Annotated in this window: 15 protein-coding genes; 5 read left to right on the forward strand and 10 right to left on the reverse strand. The window is 65.0% G+C overall.

The window, feature by feature from the left end:
- Nucleotides 1-32: 32 nt before the first annotated feature.
- Complete coding sequence (locus tag O5K31_RS08905) at nucleotides 33-2,993, reverse strand: TonB-dependent receptor plug domain-containing protein (protein ID WP_269716942.1); 2,961 nt, start codon at nucleotides 2,991-2,993, stop codon at nucleotides 33-35.
- A gap of 222 nt (nucleotides 2,994-3,215) precedes the next feature.
- On the opposite strand from O5K31_RS08905, the gene O5K31_RS08910 reads away from it, so the two are divergent.
- A complete protein-coding gene (locus O5K31_RS08910; protein ID WP_269716943.1) occupies nucleotides 3,216-4,769 on the forward strand; it encodes a PAS domain-containing hybrid sensor histidine kinase/response regulator in 1,554 nt (517 codons plus the stop codon).
- A 10-nt stretch (nucleotides 4,770-4,779) separates the two neighbouring features.
- Here O5K31_RS08910 and O5K31_RS08915 read toward each other — a convergent pair whose 3' ends face one another.
- The 6 genes from O5K31_RS08915 to O5K31_RS08940 all read right to left on the reverse strand — a co-directional run bounded on the left by O5K31_RS08915 (nucleotide 4,780) and on the right by O5K31_RS08940 (nucleotide 11,781).
- Entirely contained in the window at nucleotides 4,780-6,042 is a 1,263-nt protein-coding gene (locus tag O5K31_RS08915) for an FkbM family methyltransferase (protein WP_269716944.1), read from the reverse strand.
- Between the two features lie 313 nt (nucleotides 6,043-6,355).
- Nucleotides 6,356-6,880, reverse strand: coding sequence for a GNAT family N-acetyltransferase (locus tag O5K31_RS08920; protein ID WP_269716945.1), 525 nt, complete (start codon nucleotides 6,878-6,880; stop codon nucleotides 6,356-6,358).
- A 173-nt stretch (nucleotides 6,881-7,053) separates the two neighbouring features.
- The gene (clpA, locus tag O5K31_RS08925) at nucleotides 7,054-9,396 is read right to left on the reverse strand and encodes an ATP-dependent Clp protease ATP-binding subunit ClpA (protein WP_269716946.1); all 2,343 of its coding nucleotides are present in this window, start codon (nucleotides 9,394-9,396) and stop codon (nucleotides 7,054-7,056) included.
- Between the two features lie 8 nt (nucleotides 9,397-9,404).
- On the reverse strand, nucleotides 9,405-9,734 hold the full coding sequence (gene clpS / locus O5K31_RS08930; protein WP_269717032.1) for an ATP-dependent Clp protease adapter ClpS: 330 nt from the start codon (nucleotides 9,732-9,734) through the stop codon (nucleotides 9,405-9,407).
- A gap of 128 nt (nucleotides 9,735-9,862) precedes the next feature.
- On the reverse strand, nucleotides 9,863-11,134 hold the full coding sequence (locus O5K31_RS08935; protein ID WP_269717033.1) for a DNA polymerase IV: 1,272 nt from the start codon (nucleotides 11,132-11,134) through the stop codon (nucleotides 9,863-9,865).
- Nucleotides 11,131-11,781: a hypothetical protein gene (locus O5K31_RS08940; RefSeq protein WP_269716947.1), complete on the reverse strand. Its 651-nt coding sequence runs from the start codon at nucleotides 11,779-11,781 to the stop codon at nucleotides 11,131-11,133. The genes O5K31_RS08935 and O5K31_RS08940 overlap by 4 nt, the downstream gene beginning before the upstream one ends.
- 136 nt (nucleotides 11,782-11,917) lie before the next feature.
- On the opposite strand from O5K31_RS08940, the gene O5K31_RS08945 reads away from it, so the two are divergent.
- Complete coding sequence (locus O5K31_RS08945; RefSeq protein ID WP_269716948.1) at nucleotides 11,918-12,283, forward strand: response regulator; 366 nt, start codon at nucleotides 11,918-11,920, stop codon at nucleotides 12,281-12,283.
- Between the two features lie 29 nt (nucleotides 12,284-12,312).
- Nucleotides 12,313-13,677, forward strand: coding sequence for a PleD family two-component system response regulator (locus tag O5K31_RS08950; RefSeq protein WP_269716949.1), 1,365 nt, complete (start codon nucleotides 12,313-12,315; stop codon nucleotides 13,675-13,677).
- Here the strand turns inward: O5K31_RS08950 and O5K31_RS08955 are convergent.
- Both O5K31_RS08955 and rpmG read right to left on the reverse strand, forming a co-directional pair.
- Nucleotides 13,674-14,459 carry a glutaminyl-peptide cyclotransferase gene (locus tag O5K31_RS08955; RefSeq protein WP_269716950.1) on the reverse strand — a complete coding sequence of 262 codons (786 nt, stop codon included), beginning with the start codon at nucleotides 14,457-14,459 and terminating at the stop codon, nucleotides 13,674-13,676. The two genes, O5K31_RS08950 and O5K31_RS08955, sit on opposite strands and share 4 nt — an antisense overlap.
- Nucleotides 14,460-14,553: 94 nt before the next feature.
- The gene (gene rpmG, locus O5K31_RS08960; RefSeq protein ID WP_269716951.1) at nucleotides 14,554-14,721 is read right to left on the reverse strand and encodes a 50S ribosomal protein L33; all 168 of its coding nucleotides are present in this window, start codon (nucleotides 14,719-14,721) and stop codon (nucleotides 14,554-14,556) included.
- 111 nt (nucleotides 14,722-14,832) lie between these two features.
- On the opposite strand from rpmG, the gene O5K31_RS08965 reads away from it, so the two are divergent.
- Nucleotides 14,833-15,378, forward strand: a complete 546-nt coding sequence (locus O5K31_RS08965) for a hypothetical protein (RefSeq protein WP_332367279.1) — start codon at nucleotides 14,833-14,835, stop codon at nucleotides 15,376-15,378.
- Here O5K31_RS08965 and O5K31_RS08970 read toward each other — a convergent pair.
- Complete coding sequence (locus tag O5K31_RS08970; protein ID WP_269716952.1) at nucleotides 15,375-16,103, reverse strand: NUDIX hydrolase; 729 nt, start codon at nucleotides 16,101-16,103, stop codon at nucleotides 15,375-15,377. The two genes, O5K31_RS08965 and O5K31_RS08970, sit on opposite strands and share 4 nt — an antisense overlap.
- Nucleotides 16,104-16,227: 124 nt before the next feature.
- Here O5K31_RS08970 and O5K31_RS08975 point away from each other — a divergent pair, with 124 nt between their 5' ends.
- On the forward strand, nucleotides 16,228-17,535 hold the full coding sequence (locus tag O5K31_RS08975; RefSeq protein WP_269716953.1) for an amidohydrolase: 1,308 nt from the start codon (nucleotides 16,228-16,230) through the stop codon (nucleotides 17,533-17,535).
- Nucleotides 17,536-17,537: the final 2 nt, after the last annotated feature.

The following is a 17,537-nucleotide window of genomic DNA, read 5'->3' on the forward strand; positions in this document are numbered from 1 at the left end:
GGCGCCTTGCGACGCCTCCCGTCAAAGGCCGATCAGAACTTGGCGTTGACGCCGAAGAAGATGCGGCGACCGAGCACGTCGTAGGTCGATGGGTCGGTATTGGAGTTGGAGTAGCTCGTATAATACGGCGGGTTTTCGTCGCCGATGTTGTTGACGCCAAAGCGCAGGGTCGAACGCTCGTCCAGGGCCCAGGTCCCGTAGAAGTCGAAGATGTCATACTCGGGTGCATTCAGGGCCGTGGCGCTGAAGACGGGGATGCTGCGCGTATCAAGCATGCCGTCAATGTGCCGCCAGCGCAGGCTGGCCTTCATCGGGCCGACCGAATAGGTGACCGACGAGGTCGACTTCCATTCCGGCAGGGCCGCGCCGGACAGATCGCCCCCGATGCTGCCGGCGTATTCAATGTAGGCCGCGCCGGGGCGGTTCTGTTTCTTGAACTCCTCCAGCTTGCTGACCACGACGTTGAAGGCCAGCGAACCGGCGGATTGAGACAGGCCAAGGTCCGCCAGATCAAAGCCCCAGTCGAACTGGACGTCGACGCCCGCGGTCTTCTGGCCGGCCAGATTGACTTGGTTCAGCTGGACGCCGGTGATGTTGCCGTTCGGCAGGCGGCGGAACAGCGAGCAGTAGAAGTTGTTGGGGTCATAGGTCGGATTGGAGCCGTCGCTGTTGAAGCACGACGGCACGATGGTGGAGACAGCCAGGGTCCCGACCATGTCCTTGACCTCGATGTCGTAATAGTCGACCGCGAGGCTGAGCCGACGCAGGAACGGCTGGTCCACCATGGGCGACCAGACGGCGCCGATGGTGAAGCTGTCCGCGGTCTCCTCAGTCAGATTCGGATTGCCGCCGGTGAGGATCTCGACCTGGGTAGAGGACTGCTGGAAGCCCTGATAGATGCCCGCCGCCACACCCTGTGCAAGGCAGAGCGCCTGCACCTGACTAGCGTTGGCGCCGGCGCGGTATTGCGAGCGGCTGTCGCAGGGATCGCCAGCCGTGGTCGAACCGCCGGGCGTGCCGACGCCCGAGAAGCCCAGGGATTGCGGCGAGAAAAGCTCGGCGATGTTGGGCGCGCGTACGGCGCGCTGGTAGCCGCCGCGGACCAGCAAGGAGTCGATCGGACGCCAGGTCCCGTCGGCCTTCCAGGCCTTGGCGGTGCCGGTGGTGTTGTAGTCGGCGATACGTCCGCCCAGGGTGACTTCCAGGCTGCGGATCAGCGGCAGGTCGGCCAGCAGCGGGACCAGCAGTTCGCCGTAGATTTCCTTGGACGAGATATCGCCCTTGACCGGAACGGCCGGGTTGAAGCCGACGAGGTCCGGCCCCTGCAACTGGGCGTCGGGGGCGTAGTCGAACTCGTCCTTGCGATATTGCGCGCCGGCGGAGAATTTCAGGTCCCCGGCGGGGAGAGCGAAGAGGCCGCCGGTGACATAGCCTTCGACGACGCTCTGGGTGATCGAGGTGTCATTGGTGACATCACGGGCGATGTAGGCGGCGCACCCGGGGCTGACCTTGCCGGCCCCGAAGATGTTGAAGCCGCCGCAGATGGAAGCCCCGCCGTCCGGCGCGAAGGTCAGCGTGCGCATGGCGGCTCGGCTGACGTTTCCGTACTGATCCTCCGTGTGGTTCATCTCGCCGTAGCTGGCGTAGACGTCCCATTTCCAGTCGCGCACGCCCACGTCGCCGCGCAGGCCGGCGACGACCTGGAAGGTCTCGTAGGTGTTGTCGGCCAAGCGGCCGCCGACCTCGTTGAAGGCGCGACGCGGATAGAAGGCAGCGGTCGGGTTGGCCCGCGAGGCGAGCAGGGTGCGCAGGTCCTCGGGGATGTAGGGATTGGTGGTCGGCACCACGATATCGGGCCCCGGAGGCGCGCCGTCAGAGGCCGAGGCCGGGCCAAGCTGACGCGAGACGTCGTAGGTGACGTAGGAGACCGTGCCATAGGCCTCGACCGTATCGGCGAGGTCGTAGCGCCCGTTGGCGAATAGCGACCAGCGCTCCAAAGGCAGGTTCAGGTAGCGATAGTCGGCGCTGTTGAAGGTGTAGCTGCTGGCGTCGTAGCCGGGCATCTGGACGCCGCGATAGTTGCGGACCGGAGAGGTCGAGAACAGGGTGCCGTCGCTGTTGAAGCTAAGGTTGGCGCCGCGCGCCACTGAGCCGGCGGCGAGGCCATAGCGGGCGAAGACGGCGTCCATGGCCGACTGGGTTGGCAGGTTGGCGGCCCCGCCAGCGTTTGAGGTTGGGTCGAAGCGGCCGTCCGGAATGGTCGCCGCGCCGGACGGAGTCAGGCCGGTGTTGAGGATGGAATAGCCAATGGCCGCCCAGTCGCGATCGGAGGCCACCAGGCCTTCGCGCTCCTCATAGCTGCCGGCGATTGCGATATTGCCGCGGTCGAAGTTCTTGCCCCAGCCGAGGCTGACCGTCGTCTGGCCGCCGTCGTTCTCGTCGGTCAGGCCGTACTGGGCGTCGAGCTGGAAGCCTTCGAAGTTGCGCTTCAGCTTGAAGTTCACGACGCCGGCGATAGCGTCCGAGCCATAGACCGCAGAGGCGCCGCCGGTGATCGTCTCGATGGTGTCGATCAGGAAGGTCGGGACGGTGTTCAGATCGACCACGGCGTTGGGATTGCCAGCGACCATGCGGCGGCCGTCCAGCAGCACCAGAGTGCGCGTCGGGCCAAGGCCGCGCAGGTTGGCGTAGGCCTGGCCAGGCGTGGTGACGAAGTTGGTGCTGTTAGTGCCGGCGCCGTTGGAGCCGACGAACTGGGGCAATTGGTTCAGGGTGTTTTCGATGGTCACCATGCCGGTGGCGGTGATCTGATCCTGGCCGACCGTTACGATCGGGCTTTCGGACACATAGTCCTTGCGGGCGATCCGCGAACCGGTGACGAGAATTTCCGAAACCTCGGCGACGTCCTGGGCGACGGCGGGAGCCGCGAGGCCGAGCGTGAAGACGCTGGCCAAGGCGCTGGCGCAAAGCAGGCTGGAGCGCGTGATGGTCATGATGTGTCGTGTCCCCATTAGGCGCCTTTTGAGGCGTCCCCCGTCACCTCGCGGGTGATTCTGACATCAGGGTACAAGTCGCGCGGAGGTGGAATCTATGACGCGGACGACACATTCGTGACTTTTGACGAACGAGAAAATTCGAACTGACGCCCGGCAAGAGCCCGTTTTTAACTATAACCCCCTCAAGCTAAGGAGTGGGGATGGTTCGGGGATTCGATCATGGATAGGCCGCCGGTCCGGGAGGAGGGGCTTGTCGACGCCAGCACCTTCTTCGATGTCTCGCTGGACCTTCTTGTCATTCGCGATCTCAGCGGCGTGGTGCTCAAAGCCAGCCGGTCCTGGCAGTCGCAGCTTGGTCACGCGCCCGAGGAGATGGAGGGGCGTCCCCTCCTGCGCCTGGTTCACCCCGATGATATGCCGGGAACCCTGAACAGCGTGGTTGAAGTCGAAGGGCGCAAGGAGGGCGATCCCGTCCTGGGCTTCGTGAACCGGTACCGTCACAAGGATGGTCACTACCGGACGCTGGAATGGCGCGCCCAACGGTTTGGCGATCGAATCTATGGCGTCGCCCGCGACGTCACCGACCGTGTGGCGGCCGAGCGCCAGATGACCGAGAGCAAGGCCGCCGCCGAGGCGGCCAATCGCGCCAAGTCCGACTTCCTGGCCAATATCAGCCATGAGATTCGTACGCCTTTGAGCGGCGTCATCGGCATCGTCGACGCCCTGTCGCGCACGCCGCTCAATCCCGAGCAGGCGGAGATGGTGCGCCTTGTGCAGGAGTCCGGCGCAACGCTGGAGCGGCTGGTGTCCGACTTCCTGGACGTATCCAAGATCGAGGCTGGCCAACTGCCGTTGGAGAGCCGTCCGTTCGATCTGGCGAAGGCGCTGCATTCGTGTATCGAGGTCATGCGATATCGCGCGGAAGCCAAGGGGCTGACATTCGAAATCGACTGTGACGCCGATCCGGCCGCCCGTTACCTCGGCGACAGCACGCGCATCGGACAGATCGTCAATAACCTGCTGTCCAACGCCATCAAGTTCACGCAGACGGGCGGCGTGACCTTCCGGGTGAGGGGGATTGGCAACGGAGCTACGGCCGACATCATCTTTGAGGTCGAGGACACCGGTATCGGCTTCGACCCCGACGCGGCTCCCGCGCTCTTCACACGGTTCAGTCAAGCCGACGAGTCGATCAGCCGACGTTTCGGCGGGACCGGTCTTGGGCTTTCGATCTGTCGTTCGCTGGTGGACATGATGGGCGGTGAGATCACCGTCGCCTCGGAGCCGGGGGTTGGCAGCCGCTTCACAGTTTCACTGCAGCTTCCCCTTGTCGCGCCCACGATCGCCGAGGCTGCTCCCGACCCGTTCGGTTCGCCCTTGCTGACGCCTATTTCCGAACGGCCGTTGCGGGTGCTCCTGGTCGAGGATCACCCCACGAACCAGCGGGTGGCGCAGATCATGCTGGCGGGCATGGGCGCCGAGGTGGTCACCGTGGGTGATGGGCTCGCGGCGATCGGCGCCTTCTCATCCGACCGGTTCGATGTGGTGCTGATGGATATGCAGATGCCAAGAATGGACGGTTTGACCGCGACCCGGGAGATACGCGCGCTTGAAGCGCAGCTTGGCCTGACGCGCACGCCGGTCATCATGCTCAGCGCCAATGCGCTGGCGACGCATCAGCATGAAGCCGTGACCGCCGGCGCTGATCTGCATGTGTCCAAGCCGTTCAGCGCGCTGGAGCTTATGTCCGGGATACGCCAGGCGGTCGCCTAGACGCCCCTCGCTAGGGGCGATTGAGGAAGGCCATGTAGCGGTCGATAAAGGCGGCCCGCGGAAGCTCGGCGTCGTCCAGGCGTCGGATGTCCAGCGCGCCCCGCCAGAAGGTCTGCAGCTCGAAACGCGCCGGTTGTTCGGCGAAGGCCGCTTCGTGCTCAAGGGCGGCATGTTCCAACAGGCCAAGCTTGGGAGCTAGGGTCAGGCGGTTTTCGAACTGATCCAGGATCCAGCGGTGCTGCAGATAACCCCGATAGGGGCCCTCGGGACGCAGGCTTTCCAATTGCCGTGACGGTGTGGAGATGAAGCCGGCCTCGGCCACCAGCGGTGACATGCTCAGCAGCAGGCCAGGGTTGGCGAGACGCGGCAGCACATGCGTGCAAAGGGCGTAAGAAAACCGACCGTGGCGGGCCACGTGCGCAAGGAGAGGGCGCCAGGCATCCTCGTCATCCAGGTCGCCGTCGAACTGAAGCGGCGCCTTCGCCGGACCGAACGATGCGCTGGGCAAGCCGTCCGGCAGCGAAAAGGCCGGCGCGCCAAGCTGGAGGACACGGAAATTGGGATTGCTAGCCCGCTGACCGGCCAGGTGTGCAACGAGGCCCTGGACGTCGTTGAGGGCCTTCAGGGCCGACCCTTGAGTGGGGCGGGGGACCCGACGCTCGAACAGGCAGTCGACCTGGACCACCTTGCCCTCGCGCTCGCCTTGCCAGCGGAAGAGTTTGAGGGGCTCCATGGTCACAAAGCCCATGGCGGCCAGTTCGGCGAAAATCTCCTCAGCCCGTCCGGCGCCGGGGTTGTAGTCGGCCAGGGACACCTCGACGAGGACATAGTCGGCCTGGCCGATCACCTGCCTGCCGCCCTGAAGCACATCGAGCTCTGCGCCCTGGGTGTCGATCTTGACGAAGTCGAACCGGCGGCCGGCGAGCAGGTCGTCGAGCCGCGCCTTGGGCACGGGCTGACGAATGACGACCTCGTCGCGGAAGTGGTGCGAGTTTTCCCGGTAGAGGGAGCTGCCGGTGGATTGCAGCCATTCCTTGGTCAGGAACAGCTCGGCCTCGCCATTCTCGTTGGAGGCGGCGACCATGTGCCGTTCGAACGGCAGCTGGGCCAGGCGCTCCTCGCAATGGGGATTGGGCTCGATCATGGTCGGCACGCAGTGCGGATACACCTGCAGGAAGGCGTAGCTGAACATCCCGACGTTGGCGCCGATGTCGAGCAAGGTTGCGGGTGTGTAGCCCTGGAGCTTGAGACGCTCGAACAGCTGGGTTTCCAAGGGGCGTCCCGTTCCTAGGCGTTGTGCTTGGCGTTATCTGACGCGATTCGAGAACGGCGGTCTGCGGTGCAGGCGGAGACGCCCTTTCGTGATGCAAAGTCGGGGATTTTGGCGTGGTTGAGTTTCGGTCCGCTGGGCCATCACCCTCGCACTCGGTCCCACTCCCGCCGAGGGAGAGGGACTGGCGCTTTGCAGTTCGGATAGCGCCGTCATCCTCGCCCTAGAAGTGAGGGAGATACACCGCCTCTGGCAAAGGTCGGCCGCGCCCGCGAGCGGACGTAGTGATCGTTCCTTACGAGGTGAAAAGCGCGCCTTAGATAGATTTCAGGGCCGCCGCCGAATCCCATGTGACCCTCAGGACAGCTTGCCCCTTCGCACTGGGTAGAGCTGAAACGCTGCGTTCGACTTCCTTGCCGCCTAGTCTCGCGTAAAAGCGCCGGCCCGCAACATTGGCCTCAAACACCCACAGATAGATTCCGGACGACGCGCTAGCGTCACTGATCCAGCTCGCCGCCTTCGAAAGCAGTTGCTCTCCAACGCCGCGTCCTCGGTAGGGCGGCGCGACGTGCAGATTGTCGATGAGACTTCCGAACATCGCATCGTCATCACCGAGCACGCACACGAAGCCCACAGGCGACCGCTGTTCCTCGGCCAAAAAGATCGCTTGTTCGGGCCGACCAGACGCAAATCTTGAAGCCCAAAAATCCAGACGATCTTGCTCGATGGGTCCGGCAAGAAACTCGGGGCTCAGGATGCTTGCATAGGCATCGCGCCAACTCGTTGTGTGGAGGAGAGCGACTGTTTCTGCATCTCCCGAATTGGCCCACCTGATGTCCATCGCCAGAGTCTAGACGCGACGAGGATAGGCTGCAAAGCAGACTTTCCCCAAAGTCGATGAAGGGGCGGGTGGAGCTGCTTCGTCCATGGGAAGGGGACACGACGATATCCCAAAGAAAACGGGAAGCGCCTTGCGACGCTTCCCGCTCGATAGACTGTCGATGACGCCAGGCTCTAGGCCAGGGCGTCGTCCGGCTTCTTGCGCCGACGCTTGGGCGTGGCGGGCTCTTCCGCCGTGTCCTCGACGACGCCGGGGCCGTCTTCGATCTCGAAGGCGATTTTGGCGTCCTTGAGGATGACCTTGACGTGGCCGCCCTTGGCGAGGCGTCCGAACAGGATGTCGTCGGCCAGGGGCTTCTTGATGTGCTCCTGGATGACGCGGGCCAGGGGGCGCGCGCCGTAGAGCTCGTCGAAGCCGTTCTTGGCCAGCCAGTCGGCCGCGTCGTCGGACAGTTCGATGGTCACGTTGCGGTCGGCCAACTGGGCCTCGAGCTGCATGACGAACTTCTGCACGACCTGACGGATGACGTCCTGGTCCAGCGGCTTGAAGTTGACGATGGCGTCCAGGCGGTTGCGGAACTCAGGTGTGAAGATGCGCTTGAGCGCCGCTTCTTCCTCGCCGTCCACCTTGCCGCGGCCAAAGCCGATCGACTGGCGTTGGGCGTCGGAGGCGCCCGCATTGGTGGTCATGATCAGGACCACGTTGCGGAAATCGACCTTCTTGCCGTTGCTGTCGGTCAGGCCGCCGTTATCCATCACCTGCAGCAGGATGTTGTAGACGTCCTGGTGCGCCTTTTCGATCTCGTCGAGGAGGACGATGGCGTGCGGGTGCTGGTCGACCGCGTCGGTCAACTGACCGCCCTGATCGAAGCCCACATAGCCGGGAGGCGCGCCGATGAGACGGCTGACCGTGTGGCGCTCCATATACTCGGACATATCGAAGCGAAGCATCTCGATGCCGAGGGTGGAGGCCAGCTGCTTGGCCGCTTCGGTCTTGCCGACGCCGGTGGGGCCGGTGAACAGGTAGCAGCCGATGGGCTTGTTGGGGTCACGAAGTCCGGCGCGGGCCAGCTTCATGGCGCTGGACAGCTGGTTGAGGGCTTCGTCCTGGCCGAAGACCGCGCGCTTCAGATCGGTGTCGAGCTGACGCAGGGCTTCGGTGTCGGACTTCGACACGGATTTGGGCGGGATGCGGGCGATCTTGGCGACGACGCCTTCGATCTCCTTGACGCCCAGGACCTTCTTGCGACGGCCTTCCGGCAGCAGCATCTGGGACGCGCCGGCTTCGTCGATCACGTCGATCGCCTTGTCCGGAAGCTTGCGGTCGGAGATGTAGCGGGCCGACAGCTCAACGGCGACCTTGAGGGCGTCGTTGGTGTACTTCAGCTTGTGGAAGTCCTCGTAGTAGGTCTTCAGGCCCTTGAGGATCTTGATCGTGTCCTCGACCGTCGGCTCGTTCACGTCGATCTTCTGGAAGCGACGCACGAGAGCGCGGTCCTTCTCGAAGTGCTGGCGGAACTCCTTGTAGGTGGTCGAGCCCATGCACCGCAGGGTGCCCGAGGCCAGGGCCGGCTTCAGGAGATTGGACGCGTCCATGGCTCCGCCGCTGGTGGCGCCGGCGCCGATCACGGTGTGGATCTCGTCGATGAAGAGCACCGCGTTGGGGTGGTTCTCCAGTTCCTTGACCACCTGCTTGACGCGTTCCTCGAAGTCGCCGCGATAGCGGGTGCCGGCCAGCAGCGCCCCCATGTCGAGCGAGAAGATGGTGGCCTCCGCCAGCACCTCCGGCACCTGGCCGGTGATGATCTTGCGGGCCAGGCCTTCGGCGATGGCGGTCTTGCCGACGCCGGGGTCGCCCACGAGCAGCGGATTGTTCTTGGTGCGGCGGCACAGGATCTGGATGGCGCGCTCGACTTCCGCCGCGCGGCCGATCAGCGGATCAACCTTGCCCTGCTTGGCCTTTTCGTTGAGGTCCACGCAGTAGGCTTCGAGGGCTTCGCCGCCGGTCTTCACGGCGGGCTTGTCCTCGTCGTTCTCGACAGTGGCGCCCTTGGCGGCCTTGGCTTCGGAGGCTCCGGCCTTCTTGGCGATGCCGTGGGCGATGAAGTTGACCGCGTCGTAGCGGGTCATGTCCTGCTCTTGCAGGAAGTAGGCGGCGTGGCTCTCGCGCTCCGAGAAGATGGCGACGAGGACATTGGCGCCCGACACCTCGTCGCGGCCCGAAGACTGCACGTGGATGACGGCGCGCTGGATCACGCGCTGGAAGCCGGCGGTGGGTTTGGCGTCTTCACCGTCCTCGACGATCAGGGATTTCAGTTCGACGTCGAGATAGTTGGTGAGGCTTTTCTTGAGCGCGACGAGATCAACGTCACAGGCGCGCATAACTCCGGCGGCGTCCTCGTCGTCCGTCAGCGAGAGCAGCAAGTGCTCAAGCGTGGCGTACTCGTGCTTGCGCTGGTTGGCGTAGGCCACTGCGCGATGCAGGGATTCCTCGAGAGGACGCGAAAAAGACGGCATCGAGTCTCCTAGTCCTTTTCCATGGTGCACTGCAGCGGATGCTGGTGCCGGCGGGCTGTGTCCGTGACTTGGGCGACCTTGGTTTCCGCGACTTCGTAAGTGAACACGCCGCACACTCCGACGCCGTTCTGATGAACGTGGAGCATGATGCGAGTCGCTTCCTCGCGGTTCTTGTTGAAGAAGCGTTCGAGGACGTACACGACGAATTCCATCGGCGTGTAGTCGTCGTTCAGGATGAGCACGCGGTACAGCGAAGGCTTCTGCGTCTTCGGTTTCGTCTGGGTGACGATGGCCGAACCCGCCCCGTTGTTCTGTCCTGCGCCTGCTCGCTCCGGCATCAATCAAGGTCTCCCGACAGGACGAAGCAGTCCGTCGTTCTTGGGATTAGATATGAAAAGCGCGGCGCTTTGGAAGGGTCCTCTTCGACACTTCTTTTTTGCGACCGCGAAATCAGGGTCTTGAACGATCACTTTTTGCGGCGCAGCGCACGACCTGTGACCAATGCGGCGGCCCCAAAGCGCGCCCGCAGCGAATCGGCCGCCTTCTCGCCCGACAGGGCCCGGCGCTCATCGCCGGCGAAAAAGTCCGAGGCGGCTTGCTCGGCGTCGACGAACTCGGTGAGGCCCGCGCCGATGAGGCGATACGCCGCGCCGGGCGGTTCGGCTGCCAACAGCTCTCGAACGACGGCGAACAGGGTCTTGGCCGTCTGGGTCGGCACGGCGAGGGTGCGGCGCCGGGTGTGGATCTTGAAATCGGGGGTGCGCAGCTTGAGCGCGGCGACGCGACCGGCGACCCCTTCGGCGCGGGCCTGGCGGGCGACCTTCTCGCAGAGCGGCCAGAGCATGTCCTCCAGGTCGGCGATGCGGTGCAGGTCGTCGTTGAAGGTGGTCTCGGCGCTGATGGTCTTGCGGCTGTGGTCAGGATCGACGGCGCGAGCGTCACGGCCCTGGGCCAGCTGCGACAGGCGAAGGCCATGGGCGCCGAAGCGCTTGACCAGATCCTTGGGGTCGGCGGCGGCGATATCGCCCACGGTCTTGAAGCCCGCGGCCTCCATCGACTTGATCGAGGCGGGGCCGACGCCGGGCAGGATGCCTATGGGTCGGGAGGCCAGGAAGCTTTTGGCCTCGGCCCCGCCGATCACGGAGAAGCCGCGGGGCTTGTCGAGGTCGGAGGCGATCTTGGCCAGGAACTTGTTGGGGGCCAGGCCGATGGAGACGGTCAGGCCGACCTCGCGCTCGATCTCGGCCTGAAGGCGCGCCAGGATCACGGCCGGAGGGGCGCCGTGCAGGCGCTCTGTCCCCGCCATGTCGATCCAGGCTTCATCCAGGGACAGGCGCTGGACCAGGGGCGTCAGATTCTCCACCCGGCCGAAGATGGCGCGGCTGGCTTCCTTGTACTTGGCGAAGTTGGGCTTGATGACCACGGCGTTGGGGCAAAGGGCCAGAGCCTTGAACATCGGCATGGCCGAGCGGGCGCCGCTGACCCGGGCGATGTAGCAGCAGGTGGTGACGACGCCTCGCTTGCCGCCGCCGACGATGACGGGGACGTCGCGAAGCTCTGGATTGTCGCGCTTTTCGACCGACGCATAGAAGGCGTCACAGTCCATGTGGGCCATGGACAGGGTCGCCAGCTCCTCGTGGGCAACGACGCGAAAACCATTGCAGGACGGGCAGCGGCGAGGGGAGACCTTAGGTCCCATCTGGCCCGTCCAGCCACAGTCGCGGCAGAGGGCTGTCAGGCCGGCCACAGGGCCTTCTCCAGCGCCGGATGCAGCTCGGTCCATTCGTGGAAGCGGGCGTGGCGATCCGGGGCGGTGGGCGCCAGGTGGCGCAGCTCCGGATGGGCGACGATTTGGAAGCGGCTGATGGCGGGTGCGACCTGCTCCACTGAGTCCAGGTTGCTGAGCAGATCGTCGATGAAGGCGGACCGGCCCGTGGTGCGGGCGGCGAGGGCGGCGGCGGGCTCGCCCTTGGGGCCGGAGCCGATGACCATGGGATAGTCGAAGCCGTGCTTCTTGAGCCAGGCGGCGCGGGGATGGCGGCCGCATTCGGGGGCGTTGGTCAGGATGACCACGCCGGCCTTCATCGACAGTGTCGCCAGGGCGTCGGCCGCGCCCTCGACCGGCGGCAGGTCGTCGGAGCCTTCGGAAAAGAAGTCGTTGTAGAGCTGGTAGCCGATGGCCATGTCCAGATGATCGGTCTCGCCGGGGCGGAAGATGTTCTGGAACAGGGCGTAGCGATCGGTGCGTAGCTCGAAGCCGTGACGATTCAGGAAGGCCGAGAAGCCGCCGACGAAGTGGGCGATCACCTCGTCCACGTCTACAATCAGCAGGGGTGCGTGGGGATCGACCCTGGCGGCGTCGAGGTCAGAAACCCGCTGCTCCACGCTAGACTCCCATTTTGGGACCGATGTGTCCCGGTTCGATCGTAATTAGCGCGGGCTTAAGGATATCCGTGGCACCTAGGCAAGCCGTAGATGGCGCGGAGCATTTCCCGCGTCGGCCGCCGCGTTCGGAGTCAGGATGACGAAGAAGGTCCTCATCGTCGAGGATAACGAGCTGAACATGAAGCTCTTTCATGATCTGCTCGAGGCCCAAGGGTACGACACCCTGGAGACCCGCGAGGGTCTGCAGGCGCTCGCCATGGCGCGTGAACATCGTCCGGACCTGATCCTCATGGACATCCAGCTTCCGGAGATTTCGGGGCTGGAAGTCACCAAGTGGCTGAAGGAAGACGACGATCTTTCGCACATCCCCGTCGTCGCGGTGACCGCGTTCGCCATGAAGGGCGACGAGGAGCGCATCCGTGAAGGCGGGTGCGAGGCCTATATCTCGAAGCCGATTTCCGTATCACACTTCCTCGAGACGATTCGACGCTTCCTGGGCTGACCGGAGCAACATCGGGCTAAGGGGGAGATGTGAGCGCGCGCATTCTGGTCGTCGATGACATCGAGGCCAATGTCCGTCTGCTCGAAGCCAAGCTGACGGCGGAGTATTACGACGTCAGCTACGCCTACGACGGCGTCACCGCCCTGGCCATGGCCGCCGAACAGCGGCCGGACATCATCCTTCTGGACGTCATGATGCCTGGCATGGACGGCTTTGCCGTCTGTCGCCGGCTGAAGGATGACCCCGCCACTCGCCACATCCCCGTGGTGCTGGTCACGGCGCTGGACGGCCGGGCCGACCGCATCGCCGGGCTTGAAGCCGGGGCCGACGACTTTCTTACCAAGCCCATCGACGATGTCCTGCTGATGGCGCGCGTGCGCAGTCTGACGCGCCTGAAGCTGGTGATCGACGAACTTCGCCAGCGCGAAGCCTCGGGCCGTCGTATCGGGGTCATCGCCGGCGCCGCCGCGCGCCTGGGCGGGACGGGCGGACGGGTGCTGATCGTCGATGACAACGAGCGCCAGGCCAGCCGATTGGTGGACGAACTGTCCCTGGACCATCGCCCGGTCTGGGAAAGCGATATCGATAAGGCGCAGGTGGCCGCTCACGGGCCTGTTGACCTGGTGCTGGTCAACGCCACGGCCAAGGCCTTCGATGGCCTGCGTTTCGCCGCGGCCCTGCGGTCGGACGAGACGACCCGGCATATTCCAGTGATCACCATCGTCGATCCCGATGACCGCGCCCGACTGGTCAAGGCGCTGGAGATCGGCGTCAATGACATCCTGACCAAGCCCATCGATCCGCAGGAACTGGCGGCGCGGGCGAGGACCCAGATCAAGCGCAAGCGCTACACCGATTTTCTGCGCGACAACCTCGACCATTCGCTGGAGCTGGCGGTCACCGATCAGCTGACCGGCCTGCACAACCGCCGCTACATGGTGGGGCAGCTGGGCGCCCTGGTGACGCGGGCCGTGCGCGGTGGCGAGCCGGTGGCGGCGATGATGATCGACATCGATCACTTCAAGCAGATCAACGACACCTTCGGTCACGACGTGGGCGACGAGGTGCTGCGCGAGTTCGCGGTGCGCCTGGCGTCCAACGTGCGGGCCATCGACCTGCCGTGCCGCTATGGCGGCGAGGAGTTCACGGTGATCATGCCGGACACCCGCCTGGAGGACGCGCAACGTATCGCCGAGCGTATCCGCACCCACGTGGCGGGCTCGCCGTTCCGGGTTTCCGGCGGGGCGGAGCTGCTGACGGCGACCATCTCCATCGGCGTGGCGGCGACCCTGGACGAGACCGATACGCCCGAAGCCCTGCTGAAGCGGGCCGACAGCGCGGTTTATGAAGCCAAGGCGTCCGGCCGCAACCGCGTGATCGCCAGGGCGGCCTAGGGCTTGGCCGGCGGGGTCAGCTTGATCTCGAACATCTTGGGCCACAGCTTGCCGGTGACGAACAGACGGTCGGCCACGGCGTCGTAGGCGATGCCGTTCAAGACATCGGCGCCGGCGCGGTCGGTGTCGGGCAGCAAGCCGGACAGATTGATCCAGCCTGTCACCTTGCCGCTGGCGGGGTCGATGCGGGCGATGAGGTCGGTCTGCCAGATGTTGGCGTAGATCTCACCCTTGACCCATTCCAGCTCGTTCAGCTGATCGACAGGCCGGCCGGCGGCGTCGGTGACGTGGATGCGGCCGGTCTCCTGCAGCGTCTTGGGATCAAGGATGCGGATGTCGGCGGTGCCGTCGCTCATGAACAGGCGGCGATCGTCGCGGGTCAGGCCCCAGCCTTCGCCCGCGTAGGTGAACCGCCCCTGGGGTTTAAAGTCGCCCAGGCCATAGATGAAGCCGACCTCGTGCCGCCAGGTGAGTTGCACGATCCGGTCGCCGGCGTCGATGATGCCTTCGCCGAAGTACTGCTGGTCCAGCGGCTGGATCTGGAGAACGCGGCCGGTCGCCGGATCGACCTTGCGGATCGAGGATTGGCCGTGCTGGCCGGTGCTCTCGTAGAACGCGCCGTCCTTGTAGAAGAGGCCCTGGGTGAAGGCCTTGGGATCGTGCGGCAGGGCCTGGACCACCTGATAGCCGTATTCCGGCGTGGCGGCCTCGACCTTGGCCGGCGGGGCGGCGCAGGCGGTAAGGAGGCAAAGGGCGGCGGCGAGGCCGAGAAGGCGCGTCATGCCGGCATCCTAGCGACAGTCCATCTCAAGGCCAGAAACGAAAAACGCCCGGTCGCGGGACCGGGCGTTTCAAAATAGCAGCGCTAAGGCCGATCTACTTGATCTTGCCTTCGCGGAATTCCACGTGCTTGCGGATGACCGGGTCGTACTTCTTCAGCACGAGCTTCTCGGTCTTGGTGCGGGCGTTCTTCTTCGCGACGTAGAAGAACCCGGTGTCCGCCGTCGAGTTGAGGCGGATCTTGATGGAAGCCGGCTTAGCCATGATCGAATCCTGCGCAGGTGCGCGAGACCCGCGCGCCCAAAAACTTGAGAGGCGCGGAAAATACTCAAGGAGCGCTGGAAGTCAACGGCTTAGTCGATCTAGTGTCAGCGCATGATGTACAGCACCGTTCTCGCCGCCATGGCGGCTCTTTCCACCGCAAGCGCGCCAGCGCCGCAAGAGGCCTTCTTCCAGAACCTGACGGCCCTGTGCGGAAAGCGATTCGCTGGCAAGCTCGTCACCACCGATCAGGCGGACGCCGCCATGGCCACCCAGCCCATGACCATGCATGTGCGGGACTGCTCGGCGAGCGAGATTCGCATTCCTTTCCATGTGGGGACCGACAAGTCGCGGACCTGGGTGATCACTAGGACGGCGACGGGCCTGCGCCTGAAGCACGATCACCGCCATGAAGACGGGACCGAGGATGTTCTGAGCCAGTACGGCGGCGACACCGCCTCGGTCGGCACGTCGATGCGCCAGGAGTTTCCGGCCGACGCTTTTTCAAAGGATCTGTTCACGACCAAGGGCAATCCGGCGTCCGTGACCAATGTGTGGGCGGTCGAGGTCCATCCCGGTCACGCATTCGCCTATGAGCTGAAGCGGCCCAACCGTCATTTCCGGGTGGATTTCGACCTGACCAAGCCGCTGGCGGACTAGAGGTAGACCAGCTTCCGTCGCCCGTTGAGGAAGCGCATGTAAGGAATCGGGCGGTCGGGCTGCTTAAGACGCTCGGCCACCTCCTGCACGACGAAGCGGGTGATGGCGGGCAGTTCCTCCAAAGCCAGGGCCTCATCCAGCGCCAGCCAGGCGATCTCGTCCAACTCGCCGTCCGGCAGACGCTCCAGGCTCATCAAGCGATCGGCCTCGGCCATGAAGAAGCGGGCGTCGAAGCGGCGTGGCCGATAGGGCGGGGTGATGGCGCGGGCCACATAGGTCAGGGCCGACAGGTCCGGCGCGGCGCCTACCGCCAGGAAGTCGCGCCAGGGGCCGGCGCCTGGTCTGGGCGGCGCGGGCTTGGCCAGCAAAAGCCCGGCCTCCTCGAAGGTTTCGCGGACGGCGGCCATGGCCAGCGCGCGGGGCAGGGTGGGGCTGGCGTGGCGCTGCGCTTGCGCGAGCTGTGATGCGACCTTGGGGTTCAGGTCCGTTCCGGCGGGGGCGATGAAGTCGGTGCGGTCGATGCGCCCCCCGGGAAACACCCACTTGCCCGGCATGAAGGCGTGGCCGCCGTTGCGACGACCCATGAGCAGGCGCGGGGGCCCGTCGTCACGCTTGACCACGATCAGGGTGGCGGCGTGGCGGGTGACTACGGCGGCGGCCCCAGCCTTGCGCAAGGCGCCGTGGGTCAGCGGGTCGTATTCGGCGTCCAGAGTCGGTTCGGCCATGGCAGGCAGGTTAAGCCGTTCTGCTGATGCGAAAAGAGGCGCCGTAACGTCAATCGTGCGATCAGCTTGACCGCGCCCGCAACGCCGGGGACTTTGCCACCCGAATGTTGCGGGGATCAAAACAATGCGCGTTGTGAATTTGGGTTTGGCGGCTGCGGCCGTGCTGGTTTCGGGACAGGCGGCTCAGGCGGCCACCACCGAGGAGATCGCGGCCGCGGCGGCGAAGATCCAGCCCAAGGTCGTCACCTGGCGGCGGGATTTCCACCAGCACCCCGAACTGGGCGAGCAGGAGACCCGCACGGCGGCGATCGTCGCCAAGCACCTGAAGGACCTTGGCTTTGAGGTGCGCACCGGCGTGGCCAAGACGGGCGTCGTCGGGGTGCTGAAGGGCGGCAAGCCTGGCGGCGTGGTCGCCCTGCGGGCCGACATGGACGGTCTTCCGGTCGAGGAGAAGACCGGCCTGCCCTTCGCCTCCAAGGCCAAGGGGATGTGGGAGGGCAAGGAGGTGCCCGTCATGCACGCCTGCGGTCATGACACCCATGTGGCCATGCTGATGGGTGCGGCTGAAATCATGGCCGGCATGAAGGACCAGATCCAAGGGACGGTCGTGCTGATCTTCCAGCCGGCGGAAGAGGGGATGCAGGCCGGAGCCGGAATCGGCGGCGCCGAACTGATGGTCAAGGAAGGCGTGCTGGAAAGCCCCAAGGTCGACGCCGTGTTCGGCATTCATATCGGTCCCGGTGAGCCCGGAACTCTGAACTGGCGGTCGGGCGGATTCTACGCCAGCGTCGACCGCATCACCATCAAACTGAAGGGCCGGCAGACCCACGGCGCGCGTCCCTGGAGCGGCGTTGACCTGTCATCGGCCGCGGCCGAGATGATCACCGCCCTGAACGGCGTCGCGGCGCGTCAGTTGGACGTGGCGGCCTCGCCGACCATCATCACCATCGCCACGATCCATGGCGGCGTTCGCAACAACATCATTCCCGAAGATCTGGTGATGGAAGGCACGCTGCGGACCTTCTCCGACGAGCGGAACAAGGACGTCAAAGCGCGGATCAGCAAGACGGTGACCAACATCGCCGCCGTCTGGGGCGCGACGGCGGAGGTGGGCTTCAGCGGCTTCTACCCCGTGACCTACAACGATCCTGCGCTGACCAAGTGGGCGGAGCCGAGCCTGGTGCGCGCGACTGGCGGCAAGATCGAACCGAACGGCGATCTGGTGACCGGCGCCGAGGACTTCTCGTTCTTCGCCCAGAAGGTTCCGGGGCTGTACCTGCAGCTTGGCGGACGCAAGGCGCAGTACAAGGCGGGTGAAAGCCCGGTGAACCACTCGCCCTATTTCGACATCGACGAGAAGGTGTTGGAGACGGGCGTGAAGGCGCACGTCACCCTGGCGCTCGATTATCTGGACTCCAAGGCGGCCAAGTAGGG

Source organism: Caulobacter sp. NIBR2454 (genome assembly GCF_027474405.1).
In the GTDB taxonomy this organism is placed as follows: domain Bacteria; phylum Pseudomonadota; class Alphaproteobacteria; order Caulobacterales; family Caulobacteraceae; genus Caulobacter.